Source organism: Salinivibrio sp. ML323 (genome assembly GCF_001995745.1).
In the GTDB taxonomy this organism is placed as follows: domain Bacteria; phylum Pseudomonadota; class Gammaproteobacteria; order Enterobacterales; family Vibrionaceae; genus Salinivibrio; species Salinivibrio kushneri.
Genome location: NZ_MUES01000011.1, coordinates 49,124 through 62,996, shown reverse-complemented (window position 1 = coordinate 62,996; position 13,873 = coordinate 49,124). Strand labels below are relative to the sequence as shown.

The 13,873-nt window shown below is 49.4% G+C and carries 15 protein-coding genes; 6 read left to right on the top strand and 9 right to left on the bottom strand.

All coding sequences use genetic code 11. The features are described from left to right. Position 1 precedes the first annotated feature (1 nt). The 5 genes from BZG13_RS09010 to BZG13_RS08990 are packed head-to-tail and all read right to left on the bottom strand — an operon-like array spanning position 2 to position 4,367. Entirely contained in the window at positions 2–727 is a 726-nt protein-coding gene (locus BZG13_RS09010) for an SDR family NAD(P)-dependent oxidoreductase (protein WP_077486386.1), read from the bottom strand. Beyond that, on the bottom strand, positions 724–1,164 hold the full coding sequence (locus BZG13_RS09005; RefSeq protein WP_077486385.1) for a nuclear transport factor 2 family protein: 441 nt from the start codon (positions 1,162–1,164) through the stop codon (positions 724–726). The genes BZG13_RS09010 and BZG13_RS09005 overlap by 4 nt, the downstream gene beginning before the upstream one ends. Next, complete coding sequence (gene phrB, locus BZG13_RS09000; protein WP_077486384.1) at positions 1,161–2,603, bottom strand: deoxyribodipyrimidine photo-lyase; 1,443 nt, start codon at positions 2,601–2,603, stop codon at positions 1,161–1,163. The genes BZG13_RS09005 and phrB overlap by 4 nt, the downstream gene beginning before the upstream one ends. Further along, positions 2,594–3,424, bottom strand: a complete 831-nt coding sequence (locus tag BZG13_RS08995) for a MerR family transcriptional regulator (RefSeq protein ID WP_077486383.1) — start codon at positions 3,422–3,424, stop codon at positions 2,594–2,596. The genes phrB and BZG13_RS08995 overlap by 10 nt, the downstream gene beginning before the upstream one ends. Next, a complete protein-coding gene (locus BZG13_RS08990) occupies positions 3,414–4,367 on the bottom strand; it encodes a YbgA family protein (protein ID WP_069363004.1) in 954 nt (317 codons plus the stop codon). Before BZG13_RS08990 ends, BZG13_RS08995 begins: the two co-directional genes overlap by 11 nt. Before the next feature lie 359 nt (positions 4,368–4,726). Here BZG13_RS08990 and BZG13_RS08985 point away from each other — a divergent pair, with 359 nt between their 5' ends. Continuing rightward, positions 4,727–6,889 carry a putative bifunctional diguanylate cyclase/phosphodiesterase gene (locus tag BZG13_RS08985; protein ID WP_158074878.1) on the top strand — a complete coding sequence of 721 codons (2,163 nt, stop codon included), beginning with the start codon at positions 4,727–4,729 and terminating at the stop codon, positions 6,887–6,889. 5 nt (positions 6,890–6,894) lie between these two features. Here BZG13_RS08985 and BZG13_RS08980 read toward each other — a convergent pair whose 3' ends face one another. Together BZG13_RS08980 and BZG13_RS08975 are read right to left on the bottom strand one after the other, a co-directional pair. Beyond that, positions 6,895–7,167, bottom strand: a complete 273-nt coding sequence (locus BZG13_RS08980; protein ID WP_077486381.1) for a GIY-YIG nuclease family protein — start codon at positions 7,165–7,167, stop codon at positions 6,895–6,897. A 5-nt stretch (positions 7,168–7,172) separates the two neighbouring features. Further along, positions 7,173–7,811: a YceH family protein gene (locus BZG13_RS08975; protein ID WP_077486380.1), complete on the bottom strand. Its 639-nt coding sequence runs from the start codon at positions 7,809–7,811 to the stop codon at positions 7,173–7,175. Positions 7,812–8,030: 219 nt separating this feature from the next. Here BZG13_RS08975 and BZG13_RS08970 point away from each other — a divergent pair, with 219 nt between their 5' ends. Together BZG13_RS08970 and BZG13_RS08965 are read left to right on the top strand one after the other, a co-directional pair. Beyond that, positions 8,031–8,471, top strand: a complete 441-nt coding sequence (locus tag BZG13_RS08970) for a bactofilin family protein (RefSeq protein WP_069363008.1) — start codon at positions 8,031–8,033, stop codon at positions 8,469–8,471. Positions 8,472–8,483: 12 nt separating this feature from the next. Next, positions 8,484–8,909 (top strand): DUF3069 domain-containing protein, encoded by a 426-nt coding sequence (locus BZG13_RS08965; RefSeq protein WP_069363009.1) that lies wholly within the window; start codon positions 8,484–8,486, stop codon positions 8,907–8,909. A gap of 64 nt (positions 8,910–8,973) precedes the next feature. Here BZG13_RS08965 and aroG read toward each other — a convergent pair whose 3' ends face one another. Continuing rightward, positions 8,974–10,056 carry a 3-deoxy-7-phosphoheptulonate synthase AroG gene (gene aroG, locus BZG13_RS08960; protein ID WP_077486379.1) on the bottom strand — a complete coding sequence of 361 codons (1,083 nt, stop codon included), beginning with the start codon at positions 10,054–10,056 and terminating at the stop codon, positions 8,974–8,976. Between the two features lie 279 nt (positions 10,057–10,335). Between aroG and BZG13_RS08955 the strand changes: the two genes are divergently transcribed. Both BZG13_RS08955 and BZG13_RS08950 read left to right on the top strand, forming a co-directional pair. Beyond that, positions 10,336–10,875 (top strand): hypothetical protein, encoded by a 540-nt coding sequence (locus BZG13_RS08955; protein ID WP_235607568.1) that lies wholly within the window; start codon positions 10,336–10,338, stop codon positions 10,873–10,875. A gap of 199 nt (positions 10,876–11,074) precedes the next feature. Then, entirely contained in the window at positions 11,075–11,272 is a 198-nt protein-coding gene (locus BZG13_RS08950; protein WP_131825180.1) for a hypothetical protein, read from the top strand. 554 nt (positions 11,273–11,826) lie between these two features. Here the strand turns inward: BZG13_RS08950 and BZG13_RS08945 are convergent. Further along, entirely contained in the window at positions 11,827–13,146 is a 1,320-nt protein-coding gene (locus tag BZG13_RS08945; protein WP_077486378.1) for a DEAD/DEAH box helicase, read from the bottom strand. Between the two features lie 133 nt (positions 13,147–13,279). Here BZG13_RS08945 and BZG13_RS08940 point away from each other — a divergent pair, with 133 nt between their 5' ends. Then, positions 13,280–13,825, top strand: a complete 546-nt coding sequence (locus tag BZG13_RS08940) for an NUDIX hydrolase (RefSeq protein ID WP_158012878.1) — start codon at positions 13,280–13,282, stop codon at positions 13,823–13,825. The last annotated feature ends 48 nt before the right edge of the window (positions 13,826–13,873 follow it).

Sequence of the window (13,873 nt, the reverse complement as noted above, 5' to 3'; positions counted from 1 at the left end):
TTTAGTTCCTTGTCATACGTCGTGCGAGGGCTCGCTGCCAGGACATGGGCAGTAGCGCGAGAAACTTGAGAATAAAGGTAAATTTCCGCGGAAAATGTATTTCCGTTTTTCCTTTTGCCAATCCTTTTTGAATGGCTTCAGAGGCTTGCTCCACCGTGATGCGCATCGGCATCGCAAAGTCGTTTTGGTCTGTCAGTGGCGTCTTTACAAATCCCGGCGAGATAAGTGACAGCGTCACCCCTTGCTGTGCCAAATCGACCGATAAGGTGTTGGCAATGTAGCTAATCGCCGCCTTTGATCCGCCGTATGCTTCCGCACGTGGCAGCGGCATATAACTGGCCGAGGAGCCGACAATGGCAAGATGCGTGCTGTGAGTGAACCGAGCCTGTAGCGCTTCAATACAATGGAGAACACCGAAGACATTGATCTCAAACACACGCTTAAACAGTGCCACATCGACTTTGCCATGGTCGATATATTCACACGTCCCGGCATTTAAAATAATTAAATCAGGAAAGACGCTTAGGTTACCCAGCGCTTGATGCGTTTGTTCGCTATCCGTAGCATCAAACGCCAATGCGTCTAGTGATGCGTGATCGCGAGCCATGGTGTTGAGCTTGTCTTGGTTCCGTCCACAAGCTGTTACATGCCAGCCTTGACGTGCATAGTCTCTTGCCAATTGCTCACCAATTCCCGACGTCGCGCCGGTGATCAATACGTGTTTCATTGTCCTAGCCTCGTTTTGATATGTTTGAGCAGGCGACCTATCACAGGCAGCGCTTCGTACAGCATTTCACCTAAGTCGAAGTAATCACGATGCCGAATAATTTTGCCGTCACAAAAACATAAGTGAGAACAGCCCTGGACTTGTCGCGTTTTTCCCCCATCCAGCTTGGGGTGCGATAACATCATGGTCCAGGTCACAAAGGCATCATCTCCGTCTACCGCGGTCGTGTGTATATGAAATTGACAATCAGTCACGTTTTCGTACAGCAGCGAAAAATACTGGATAAACGCCTCTAAGCCAGTTATCTCGTGCGCCGGGTCGACAAACACAATCTGGGGGTGATAAATCGTCGCCAGTGATGACAAGTTATCTTTATTGAGCGCTTGATAGGTCGTCACAAATTGCGACACACCGACATGGGTTGGCGAGCGAGTCATGGTGTTTGCTCCTGAGGCYGATCCTTCGCCGCTTCAAATATGGCTAGCGCCTTTTTACGCTGAGTGGCGTGATCCAACACCGGACGCGGATAATCAAGGGACTGGGCATACTTATCCGCCCACTGCCAGGGGTTGTGAATATGCTTGCCTGGCACCTCTTTAAGCGCCGGTAACCAGCGACGAATAAAGCGCCCATCGCTATCAAATCGCTCTCCCTGTGTGGTCGGATTAAAGATCCGAAAGTAAGGTTGAGCATCGGTCCCCACCGACGCAGACCATTGCCAGCCCCCGTTGTTCGAGGCAAAATCGCCATCAATCAGTTTGGACATGAAGTAATCTTCTCCCCAGCGCCAATCGATAAGCAGATCTTTGGTCAAAAAGCTCGCCACAATCATTCTCAATCGGTTATGCATCCAACCCGTTTGATTAAGCTGGTGCATGGCCGCATCCACAATGGGGAAGCCCGTTTTTCCCGTCTTCCAAGCCTCAAACAATGTCGGGTCGTTATCCCATACCACGGATTCGCCCCAGGCTAAAAAGCTGTACTTTTTGCTGATTGCTGGGTTTTGTGCGCTCACTTCCTGATAAAAATCACGCCAAATAAGCTCCGACAGCCAGGTGGCAGCCCCTGTATCGGGCTCGCGCCAATCGGCTTGCTCTTCTTGTAAACGCGCCAAGCATTGACGCGGGGATAATGCGCCAATGGCCAAATAAGGAGAAAGCTGACTGGTGGCATCCACCGCCGGAAAGTCACGCTGTCGTTTATAATCCGCCACTTGCTCGCGGCAGTAACGACGCATGTGCGCGAGGATCCCTTTCTCATCGGACGCCCAGTCCGAGACATCCTCCATCGGATAATCAAAATGAATCGGTTGAAGCTGTGAAAAGATCGCGTCAACGGCTGAGTTTGTCTCGCGCTTGGATGGTTTTTGGCACGGTGAAACATCCATGCCGTCTAGGGCTCGTAAGCAGGCTTTTTTGAAGGGAGTAAACACCTTATACGGTTCACCTTTTCCTGATTTTATGGTACCCGGGGCGAATAAATTGCGGTCATCATAGGCATACCATGCGATGCCTTTGTCCGCCAACGCCGCACACACCTGTTCATCACGCTTGCTTTCATTAAGCTCGTACTCCTTGTTGGCAAACACCGCTGTTGCGCCAATGCGGTGCGCATAGTCGGCCACTTTTTCTGCCGATTGAGGAAAGTCAGCCGCGCGCTCCACCACTAAAGGAATATTTTTCGCGCTAAGCTCCTCACGTAACGCGTCTAGCCGCGCCTTAATAAGGCCCGCTTGCTTGGGCGAAAGGTGGTGCGATGCCCACTGTTCCGGTGTCTCAATAAAAATCCCCACCACGGGCTCGGACGCGTCGCTGGCTGCGCTCAACGCACGATTATCCAGCCCGCGTAAATCGCGCCGAAACCAGACTAGATGCATAACGTTTTGTTCTCCTTAAGTTCTGCCAACTCGTCACCGTGTACGGAGCAGATAAAAGCTTGGCTCACCACCTCAATATCATCTTGAGCCAGGCAATGGCGTACCTGATTGAGTTGGGCACGATCGAGCCGACGATTTGCCATCAAGGCCAATGTTCTCGCCCCCTGCTCCCGCATCACCTCAACCAACATATTCAATTGTTGATGCGGGCTTGACAGAATAGTGACGCTGTAACCCTTCTCGTTGAGTGCCATAGCCATCAGCACACGTTGGTATTCACTGGTCACGGTTAAGGAGACAAGCCAGCATCGAAATGGTGCATGCCGTTTTGCATTCGCCGCCAGCGCTGTTCGGCATCGATCGATCACGGCGCTTTGCCACAGGTCGCGCTGTAACAAACGTACCGCTTCCTCGTCGTCACCTAACCATTGGTCGACTGGGGTAAAGGCATGCTCGACTAACCAATAGAAGGGATACTCTTTTAAAAGCGTGTCCAGAACGTTCCCTAGCCGTTTAACCGAGAATGTGTGAATACAGTCAATCAGTTCACGTGCCACGCTGTCATCGCCCGTGTCTGCCGACACGGGAATGTGAGCCAGAAGTGGCTTGACCTTGCTGATCGGTACGCCTTTATCTAACCATTGAAGAATATGAGCGATAGTCTCTACATCTTCTTGGCTATAAAGCCGATGTCCCTTGGCCGTTCGCTCAGGCGCAAGCAATCCATAACGTCGCTGCCAAGCACGCAGCGTGACAGGGTTAACCCCGGTTTGATCCGCGACCTGACTGATGGTCAGAGCGTGAGTCGTGTTAAAGGCCATAGCGAAGCCTCAGCGCATCAGGATAAGGCTTGAGATAGGCTTGGTTAGCTAAGTACGCATCAGGGTGATTATGGAGGTGATGCGAAATCAACGTCAGCGGCGCCAGTAAAGGCATGGTGCCCTGACGATACGCATGAATAAGGTTCGCTAACTCAGCTTTCTGGCTTTTATCAAGGTTGTTTTTAAAATAGCCTTGCAGGTGCATCAGCACGTTGGTGTGTTTTTTACGCGTCGCACGAATGGCGATAGCTTGCATAAACGCGGTGCGGTACTGTTCAAAAAAACGATCAAGGTCATAATGGCCGATGTTGGCCATAAATCGCCCAAGCTCACGGTACTTTTCAGGTGAGTGCGCCATCAGCACCAACTTATAGCGTGAGTGGAAATCGACAAGGGCTTTCTTGGTCACCCCTTGCTCGACACTCTGGTAAAGATCATCAAGCGCAAATAGCCGAAAAACAAAGTTCTCTTTGAGGATAGGATCGTTAAGCCGGCCGTCTTCTTCAACGGGTAGCCATGGCATACGCGCCATCAGTGCCTGAGTGTAAAGCCCTACCCCGGAAATATCGGAGGCGTAACCATTCTCGCGGTAGACTTTCACCCGCTCCATGCCACAAGTCGGTGACTTAGCACAAACAATGTAGCCACGCAGTGATTGATGAGCGAGCTCCTCCGCTTTTTGCTCACTGAACGCCGTCATTTTTTCGGTGTAATCTTTTTGCTGATCTTTGGTTTCCACCAGCCTCACTGACAAATCGCCTTTGTCGACTAACCGAATAGCGGGGCGCGGTACAGGGAGTCCGATCCCGACTTCAGGGCATACTGGCACAAAGTCTACATAGGGTGCCAACTCTTTGCTGACAAAGGGACTCCGCTTATGACCACTGTCGAATCGTACTTTTTCGCCAATAACACAGGCGCTAACACCGACGGGGAATGACATAACTGACCTCTACACTAGCCGCGCCGTATTGGCTACGGAGTTGTACATTTATAAGATGTTGTACAACTAAGAGTAGAGGATGGATCAAAATTGTACAAAAAAAATTTTTTGTACAATTTCATATTCGGTCGCGTTTAGGTCAGTGGCTGGATTAATCAGCCCATTCTGTCGGCGCCACGCTACCGGGCAATGTCTCAGTATTGATACGCGCAATCACCCATTCTTCGAACTACACTGGCAAAATCTGGTTATAACCTGAAGTCTTACGCGCACGCCCTATGCCTTTATCGACATTCAACGGTCACAACGAGGACCCGATCACACTCGCTAGACGGTCGGCACAACCCCGTGGACGTGCGATGATTTTCATCGCGCTCGTCTGTTTTGCTGTGCTCGTTGCGACGTTTTTGTTGTATCAGGCTGCCCAATCACAACAAGCACAACGGATTGAAAAACTTCTCAATGTGGAAGTTCAAGCTTTGTCTCGTGCCGTCGAACATGACATTGATACGCAACTCACGCGGCTAAGTTCATTAGCCAGCAATATCGAGTTAGATGTGCCCTCGACCTTCTCGACATGGCAAGCCTTAGTGCAACAAACCCAACAAGACAGTGCCTATATTTCATCATTATTTTGGGCGGACAGCCGACGAGTAATAAGTTGGCAAACACACGCGGATACCAGCCAGGATCAACCGCGTTTTTCATTTGACGTAGTGGGTGAACCAGAGGGCCAGCTTAAGACAGACCAGCCCGATCTTACCCAATGGCGAATTGCTTATCCGATTTACAGTCATAGCCGCGCCGCGCCAAGTTACTATCTTGGCGCAGTCGTTAATCTTGACGCGCTTATTAACCAGGTTGCGTCCGACTATCTTAACCAAGATCAACACCTCACCATCACCCGTTGGGCAAACGACACCGTGTTGCGCGGTGACACTATCTCCCCGTTTGCCGCGGTTGGTTCGGCACCTTTGAGATTGACGAGCACGCAATCGGCGATGCAGCTCACGCTTTGGCAAGCGCCAGGCGCCAGTCAGTTTATTTCATTACCCATCATGATTTACATCGCCGGCATGCTTGTGGCGCTTTTATTGGGCATCACCTTGTATTTGGCTGAGGTGAATTTGATGTCTCGCCGGGCGGCACAGACCACGATTGATTATTTAAAAAATGAAATTGAGCAACGCAAAGACGTCGAGCAGCAACTACATTTTATCGCAAACCACGACGCCTTGACGTATCTCCCCAATCGTCATGCCCTCACTCGCTATATTCAGCAGCGAGTACATGAATCCAGCACTTACCCACACGATCTCGCGCTAATCTGCGTAGATATTGATAACATAAAAGAGATCAATGATTTATATGGACAAGCGGTGCATGATCAGCTTTTAATTGAATTAGCACAGCGTCTAAAGCGCGTCAGGCAAACCGATGACTACATTGCCAAAATCAGCGATGACCAATTCGCGATTGCCGGCAACGAGCTTTCACCGCTGAAAGCGGAGATCTACGCGAAACAGATCCGCAAAACCATTGAGCAACCTTTCTTCCATCACGCAGAGGAGATTATTGTCACCTGTGCCGTCGGCATTAGTTACCGTTACGATGCGTCCATGCCGGCTCAAGAACTGTTACGTCACGCAGACACCGCAGCCCATCGCGCTCGTCAACTCTCTCATCACAGAGTCGTGGTGTTCCAAATGGCCATGCGAGACCATCTGCATCAGAAAAAAGATACCGAGTACGCCATCCGCAAAGCGATTCAAGGTAACGAGTTGAGCTTACATTTTCAGCCGCAAATCGATTTAAACGATCACAGTATTGCCGGCATTGAAGCCTTGGTACGTTGGCAAGATACAGAGGGCGCGGTAATTTCTCCTGATACCATCGTTCGTACCGCAGAAGACACCGGGCTTATGCGGCAGTTAGGCACTTGGGTGGTTAATGAGGCGCTAGAAACCTATGCAACCTTGCTGGCGCAGCACTGCGCCCCTCCATTTATCGCGATAAATATCTCTGGGCATGAATTCCAAGACAGCTTCCTCGCCGATACTATTCTCCATGCCATCGAACGCCATCAAGTCCCACCCGAGCGAGTGCAAATTGAGCTGACAGAACAAGTTTTCATTGAAAACCTCAGCCAAAACCAACATACCTTACACACGCTCGCGGCAGCAGGCGTTTCCTTAGCAATTGACGATTTTGGCACGGGGTACTCCTCCCTCGCCTACCTTAAGCATTTCCCGGTGGACACCGTCAAAATCGATCGCAGTTTTGTCACCGATCTGCCTCATTGCAAAGACGATATCGTGATTTGCCAAGCCGTCATTAAGATGGCGCAATTGCTGAAATTAAAAGTGGTTGCGGAAGGAGTGGAACGCGAAGATCAGCGTGACTTTTTGCTTGATCTGGGCTGTCGCTACGCGCAAGGACACCTCTATTACCCCTCAATGAATATCAATCAACTGACGGCTTTACTCACTCAGTCGCACTCAGTCACTCGATTATTCAACTGATGTGATCACGACTCATGACTAACAGATAGATAGGTTACGCAAAGTGCTTCTTTACGCTGTTTAGGCCATTGCTTTATTTGCCATTCTTGGCGCATGGCGGCCTGTTTTTCCATTGGTGGGGAGCGCCATGCCAATGTCAGCGGGCCCTTTCCTCTGAGCGAGCGAGCCCCTTTGCCGTGACTATGCTGGATTAAACGCCGAGACACATCGGTGGTTACACCACAATATAGATGCCCATGCCGAGTTCGAATCAAATACACAAACCAAGGCGTATTCATTGGTGTTATCGCTCCAAAACAGCCTCTAACATCTGACGTAGCTCCGCCACTTCTTGCTCTAACGCACTCACTCGCGTCACCAAAGATGCATCAGTGGTCGGTTCTGACTCCTCCTGCGGTACTGAGTGACTCGGCGTATCCACACCGTCAGTAAATAAATGTTGATAACGCGACTCGCGCTTCCCAGCCTCACGCGGCAATTTTTTTATCCAGTTTGACGCAATCATGTCAGCCAGTGTGCGCTCAACATCTTCGACACGATTAAAAGCATAGAGGCGCTGTGTACGGGTTCTCAACTCCCCGGGCGTCTGAGCGCCTCGCAATAACATGACACACAGGATCGCTTTTTGTGGCTCGCTGAGAGTGAGATCGCCAAATTGTGTATTACAGAAACGATGTTGATACTTGGAGACACGACCACCACTGCCCTCTTGCAGACTCACCAGACGCCTCTCAATCAAGCTCTCCACGATGTCTAATACCTCTGAATCGGCCATCTCATAGACAGGCTCACGATTGCTTTTTTGATTCACGGCAGTGGTCAGCGCATTGAGTGTGAGCGGATACTGTTCTGGAGTGGTCACTTCTTTTTCAAGCAAACAACCAATGACACGTTGCTGATACGGTGAGAGTGTCGTTGACATAACGATGGTCCCATATAGTCGGTTTCATCGAGTTATATCAACTGAATGTCACGCAAGCAATCACTGCGCCGATAACCGCGCAATAATCCATCCAAGGCGACGATCACCAATACTGGTAGCGGGATCACACCTTAGTCATCGGGTTGTGCACCAGAGCGCCACCATCGGCGCACAGCTAATGATATACTTGACCAAAATGATGTATGTGGAGTGCACGACATGGGTCTGTTTAGTTCAAAGTCTACCCCGAGTCATGGCTTATCGATCGTCGCCAGAAACTGTAAAGTGGTCGGTGATATTGATCTTGAAGGGGATATTCAAATTGATGGGTTTGGGGAAGGGAATATCACCCAGGCTAACGCCGTTGTTATCTCAGCGTCTGGCCACTTTCGCGGTACCATCAACGCGAAGCATATCACCATCAACGGCTTGGTCGAGGGACAGTGCGATGCAGACGCTATCGATATTCTCTCTCAAGGCAAGATGAAAGGCGTCCTGAACACCGAGCAATTGACCATTGAAAAAGGGGGACTGCTTGCTGGTGAGAACCGTGCCACCCTCTCAACAGACACCGTGGTGCCATTGGCGGAGCAAGCAAGATCACACGATAAAACAAGCAACGACAAAAAAACACATCCATCCTCCTCAAAACAGTCGTAAGGAAGCCTGTGAATGCCCGACGCTAACCAACCAACGGTCAGCTTTGATAGCTTTTCTCCTGAGCTACAATGCGTGATCCGATACGAGCAAGCCCCTGAAGCCATGTACGCGATGATCGCTTCTGTCCATGACGCGTCCAGTGCCAGTGTCAAAGAGGCGTGGGAAAAACTGCCTGCCAGTGCGCAAAACATTCTCGACAACTATGATCAGTTTCATGCACTCGTCGCCATAAGCCAAAGCTATGCCGGTATCGATGCACTAAGCGAGCTGGAAAAAGTGGATTTAAGTGATATGTCTGACGAAGAGCGTGATAACTACAAAGCGCAAATTCTTGATGATGTGCTCAGCTCTTGTGTTAAAGATTTATCGAAGCAACTGAAACAAGCACGCTTAAAGCCAGGATTAAAACGCGAGTTTCAAGCCATTTTCCAAAAATAAATAGGGCCAGTGACACGCACTGACCGCTATGATTCGCCCCCAAGCGTTGGGGGCTTTTTGTAGATTAAGCGGATTCACTGAGTGGCGTGGCCTTTTCGCGGCGTGCTCGCACAGAGGCGGCCAACTGATGGAGGACGCGCTCGGTATCTTCCCAACCAATACACCCGTCCGTAATGCTTTGGCCATAGGTTAGTGACTGACCGTCGGTTAAATCTTGGCGACCTTCGACGAGATGACTCTCAATCATCACCCCAAAGATCGCTTTGTTACCGGCTGCAATTTGCCCCGCCACATCTTCGCTGACTTCTTTCTGCTTTTGATATTGTTTGCTGCTATTGGCATGGCTCAAATCAATCATCAATTTTTGTCGTAATCCAGCATCGGCCAACGCGCCACAGATCTGATCGACATCACCCGCGTAATAATTAGGTGTTTTGCCCCCACGTAAGATCAGATGACAATCCTCATTACCTCCAGTCGCGACGATCGCAGAGTGCCCATACTTGGTCACCGATAAAAACTGGTGCGGTGAACTCGCTGAGCGAATCGCATCCGTAGCAATCTTGATATTCCCATCTGTGCCATTTTTAAACCCAACAGGACAAGATAGCCCAGAAGCGAGTTCGCGATGCACCTGAGACTCTGTCGTGCGCGCCCCAATCGCGCCCCAACTAATTAAATCTGCCATATACTGTGGCGTGATCATGTCGAGAAATTCACCCGCTGCTGGCAAACCAGAATCTGCGATGTCTAACAGTAAGTGGCGTCCTAATCGCAGGCCATCATTGATTTTAAAACTGTTATCTAAATACGGGTCATTAATCAGGCCTTTCCAACCCACTGTTGTGCGCGGCTTTTCAAAATAAACCCGCATCACCACTTCCAGGTCGGCACTCAATGTCTCACGCAGCTGCTTAAGTTTTTTGGCATAATCACGTGCCGCATTAGGATCGTGAATAGAACAAGGCCCCACAACGACAACCAAACGATCGTCTTGGTCGTTTAGGATCTGATGGATCGCCTGACGCGCCGCAAAGACAGTCTTTTCCGCCGCGTCAGTTGCGGGAAACTTTTCCAATACAGCAATAGGCGGAAGAAGTTCTTTTATTTGCTCAATTCTTACGTCATCCGTTGTGTGTACACTCATGGGCTAATCCTGTGTTTGCATGTCGCGGGTTCACGTAGCTGATTACCACGTTTTCTTTGTTGAACTCTTACGCTAACCTGCCATATTCTTTTGTGCAAATATTTTTTTACGCAAAACACAAACATCAAATCAACAAAAATGTTGACACAATCAGACCCGTGGATTAAGCGAACAACAATGTGCGCCGTAACTTAAATATGGGTGCAAGATCGGCGAAGTGATTGCACTGGTTGCGTTGAAGCTATTACACTGATGTTAAATGCAAATGGAGTAAATGCTGTGATCACACGCCTCAGTCAAGCGGCACTATTGGCCATAACCCTGACCGTACCCGCTGTCCATGCGACCAATTTTGATTACAACCATATTCAGGTCAACGTCCTTGCAAACCCGAGTGGGATTGGCGGGCTAGGACGCTTTGCATTTACGGAAGGCGCACACTTTGTCGCCAAAGGGGATACGCAGTTTGAAGGAGACTGGTACACCTCAGGCGGTGTGGGGTTTCATGCCCCGATTAACCAGTTTGTCGATGTTTATGGCGAGTTGGAAGGCGCTTGGTTTCGGCGACCAGACGACGACAAGCATGATACCGGTGATTTTGCTACTGTGATTGGTGCCGGATTACGTGGCTGGGTAGCCCCACCGATTGAAGCCAATCTCTATGTCGGTTCTATCATCTTTGATCAGGACGACACCACCAGCTTGGTGGAAATTGGCGGGCGCTTTCACTCCACTGAAACCTTGTCGCTCGGCGCAACGTGGCGTGCCAATGGCTTGGAACAAAATCGCTTGATTTTTTCTGTCAGATACCTGTATTAATAGCAAACGGTAACTATCTCACTCCCTTGTGTTGCCGTCCAGTGTGACCTCTCTCACTGGTTATATTGTCAAACTAAACTAAGTTTAAGGTATGGACGTAACCGCTATCAAAAGGCGGGCGTCTAGTGCGTGGTGCAACTCCCACAGCGATGCTTGTTGTGATTGTGCGTGGGAACTGTCGGAGGGTATAACGATGGTGATGACTCAACGTATTGATGAATTTGAAAGAAAGATCCAAGAGGCCTATCAAGAAGGCAACATTGAGACTGCTCATCGCTTGGAAGAGCAAGTAACGATGTTACGGCGACGTCAACTCAAGCCTGCTGCTGATTTCCAAGCCGCCAGCCAAGTAGAAGATTTTCATGAAGTGTCAGATGGTGACTATTACGACAGCTGACCCCTGGCATTAGAACACATAAACATAAAAAAGCCTTCTCCACAGAGAAGGCTTTTCGTTTTTGCTGACTAAAACGAGTGTATAAAAGGGCTCAATCAGCAGATTATTGTGCAGCACGTTCACGGCGAACAATCCACGCCGCAGCAGTGATAAAAGCAACGACCAGTGCAGTTTCCACAGCAATTTTCCCAGTTTAAAAATGATAGACAAAACGATACGTGTTTTCAGCGACTCAAACTGTTCAAAGGATAGGCGCTTTCCAACAGATAGGCGTAGTCTACGGATAACTCACTGTAAAATCAGCCATAGAATCGATCTCACGCAAAGAAAAGTGAGTTTTTTGCTCAACTCGACAGTTGAACGCATAAAATTTCATCACTAAACATTTTGCGGTGCGACAATGCGCAGCTTTCACTACCGCTGACGATTGCGACTAACAATTAAAGAGAAAATAATCGCCGGATAGCGAGGGAACAGATACCGCTGCGCATATGGCGCAGCGAGCAGGTTAACGATTAACACTAAGTGACAAACGCGTTGTCATCACTGCGAGGTTAGGATTCTGGCTTAGGTTTCTTTTTGACTAAAGGCGCATCACCAGCGGGTACATTGGTGTAAAAGCTTCTATCACGTTTTTTAGGCGCTTTTTTCTGCGCTTTGGCCGGCTTTTTTTTATGTTTAACTGAATCCGACGGCTTTGATTTTTTCGCTTTTTGCTCTTTAAAGCCTTTGAACTTCCCTTCAAAGCCTTCAATCTTGGTGAAATCGAGTTTTTGCTGCAAAAAGCCTTCGATATTTTTAAAACTACGCCAATCTTTAGGTCCAACCAATGAGTAGGCCAACCCTTGCTGTCCAGCACGACCGGTACGCCCTACTCGATGGATGTATTCTTCCGCATGCTTTGGCATGTCAAAATTAATCACCAAAGACACATTCATTAAATCCAGACCACGCGATGCCACGTCCGTGGTCACCAATACCTCATGAAATCCGCGCTCAAACTCGTTCATGATTCGGCTGCGTGTGGCCTGATTCAATTCGCCACTGAGTGCAATCGCTTGGTAGCCTGCCTGAGAAAAACGCTCCGCCAAACGCTCAGTATCAGCGCGTGTCGCAGTAAAAATCATGACTTGCTTATGCGCATTGGCTTTGACCAGTTGCTCAAGCAGCGCGTGTTTATGGTCGAGGTGATCACTCAGCACAAAGTGCTGTTCGATATCGCTATGTAACGCTTCAATTTCTCCTACGGCTACACGTTTAGGCGACTTGAGCATCCCGGCTGCGATATCAGTCACTTGCTGATGATCCAAGGTGGCAGAAAACATCAATGTCTGTCTTAAACGGTGATCAGCATGTTGGTTAACCGTGTCGAGCTGTGCTTTAAAGCCTAGGTCAAGCATGCGATCCGCTTCATCCAAAATCAGCATTTCCAGCCCCGACAAAGRCAGGTGGCGTTGTTCAAGATGATCAGCTAATCGACCCGGTGTCGCGACCACAAAGGTTGGCGATTGACGAAACACTTTCGCTTGCTCGTTAAAATTCTCGCCACCGAGCACCAAAGCCGGTTTGTGGTTAGTGCCGCTAGTCAGCATACGCAGCTGACCATACACTTGTTTTGCTAGCTCACGGGTCGGCGCCAAGATCAAAACACGCGGATCGCGACGACTGAGGGGTTTAGAACGCAACACACGCTGCATAGCTGGCAACAAAAACGCCAGAGTTTTCCCCGACCCTGTTTTTGAAGAGGCCAATAGGTCTTTGCCTGCCATTACAACGGGAATAGCTTGACGTTGAATGTCTGTTGGCTGTTCAAATCCACGGTGGGCAATAAGCGACAGTAAGCGTCTATCGAGTCCCAGATCSTCAAATTGCAAGGTATCACTCCAAAGGTAAATCAAAAGCAAAAGGCGTACACACGCCAATTAAGGCGGCGAATGCTATCATACTTTAGCAAAAAACACTGCACCAAAAATACTGATGGCACCACGAACAAAGGATCATACGAACATGAATGACACGATACGCTACCAGTGGCAAAAGCTCAGCTTGGTGGAGGCGCATACATACACACCTGATGGCCAGTACCACGCACATCACGTTGTGCGCCACCCCGGGGCCGTCGTGGTATTACCCCTGTCAGATGCTGGCAATATACTACTGCTCAAACAATTTCGTCCGGCTATCAATCAATGGATTATCGAAGCGCCAGCAGGGACACTGGAAGCGAAGGAGCCACCACGAGACGCCGCCAAAAGAGAGTTAGAAGAAGAGACCGGTTATGTGGCAACTCGCTGGCATCCACTCGGCATCGCGCACCCTGTGCCCGGGTTTTGCGATGAAGTGCAGTATTTTTACATTGCCCAAGCGCTCACATCCACCGAGACGCAACTCGATGACGATGAGTTTATCGAGCCTTATTGGGTAAGCCCTTCCCAGTTACAGGCACTCGTTGCCAATGGACAAATCACAGACACCAAAACCTGCGCCATTATTCTTCGTGCCTTATGCAATGGATTAATCCCAACAATGGATGTCGAATGCCTGAAAAAATAAAGCACTAGGCCACAACTTTGTTAACAAGATGTTGACGACAAATTGAGC

Excerpts from the sequence above, each read along its gene's own strand:
- BZG13_RS09010 (WP_077486386.1), bottom strand. The coding sequence starts at position 727 with ATGAAACACGTATTGATCACCGGCGCGACGTCGGGAATTGGTGAGCAA.
- BZG13_RS09005 (WP_077486385.1), bottom strand. The coding sequence starts at position 1,164 with ATGACTCGCTCGCCAACCCATGTCGGTGTGTCGCAATTTGTGACGACC.
- BZG13_RS08995 (WP_077486383.1), bottom strand. The coding sequence starts at position 3,424 with ATGGCCTTTAACACGACTCACGCTCTGACCATCAGTCAGGTCGCGGAT.
- BZG13_RS08990 (WP_069363004.1), bottom strand. The coding sequence starts at position 4,367 with ATGTCATTCCCCGTCGGTGTTAGCGCCTGTGTTATTGGCGAAAAAGTA.
- BZG13_RS08985 (WP_158074878.1), top strand. The coding sequence starts at position 4,727 with ATGATTTTCATCGCGCTCGTCTGTTTTGCTGTGCTCGTTGCGACGTTT.
- BZG13_RS08980 (WP_077486381.1), bottom strand. The coding sequence starts at position 7,167 with ATGAATACGCCTTGGTTTGTGTATTTGATTCGAACTCGGCATGGGCAT.
- BZG13_RS08975 (WP_077486380.1), bottom strand. The coding sequence starts at position 7,811 with ATGTCAACGACACTCTCACCGTATCAGCAACGTGTCATTGGTTGTTTG.
- BZG13_RS08970 (WP_069363008.1), top strand. The coding sequence starts at position 8,031 with ATGGGTCTGTTTAGTTCAAAGTCTACCCCGAGTCATGGCTTATCGATC.
- BZG13_RS08965 (WP_069363009.1), top strand. The coding sequence starts at position 8,484 with ATGCCCGACGCTAACCAACCAACGGTCAGCTTTGATAGCTTTTCTCCT.
- aroG (WP_077486379.1), bottom strand. The coding sequence starts at position 10,056 with ATGAGTGTACACACAACGGATGACGTAAGAATTGAGCAAATAAAAGAA.
- BZG13_RS08950 (WP_131825180.1), top strand. The coding sequence starts at position 11,075 with ATGACTCAACGTATTGATGAATTTGAAAGAAAGATCCAAGAGGCCTAT.
- BZG13_RS08940 (WP_158012878.1), top strand. The coding sequence starts at position 13,280 with ATGAATGACACGATACGCTACCAGTGGCAAAAGCTCAGCTTGGTGGAG.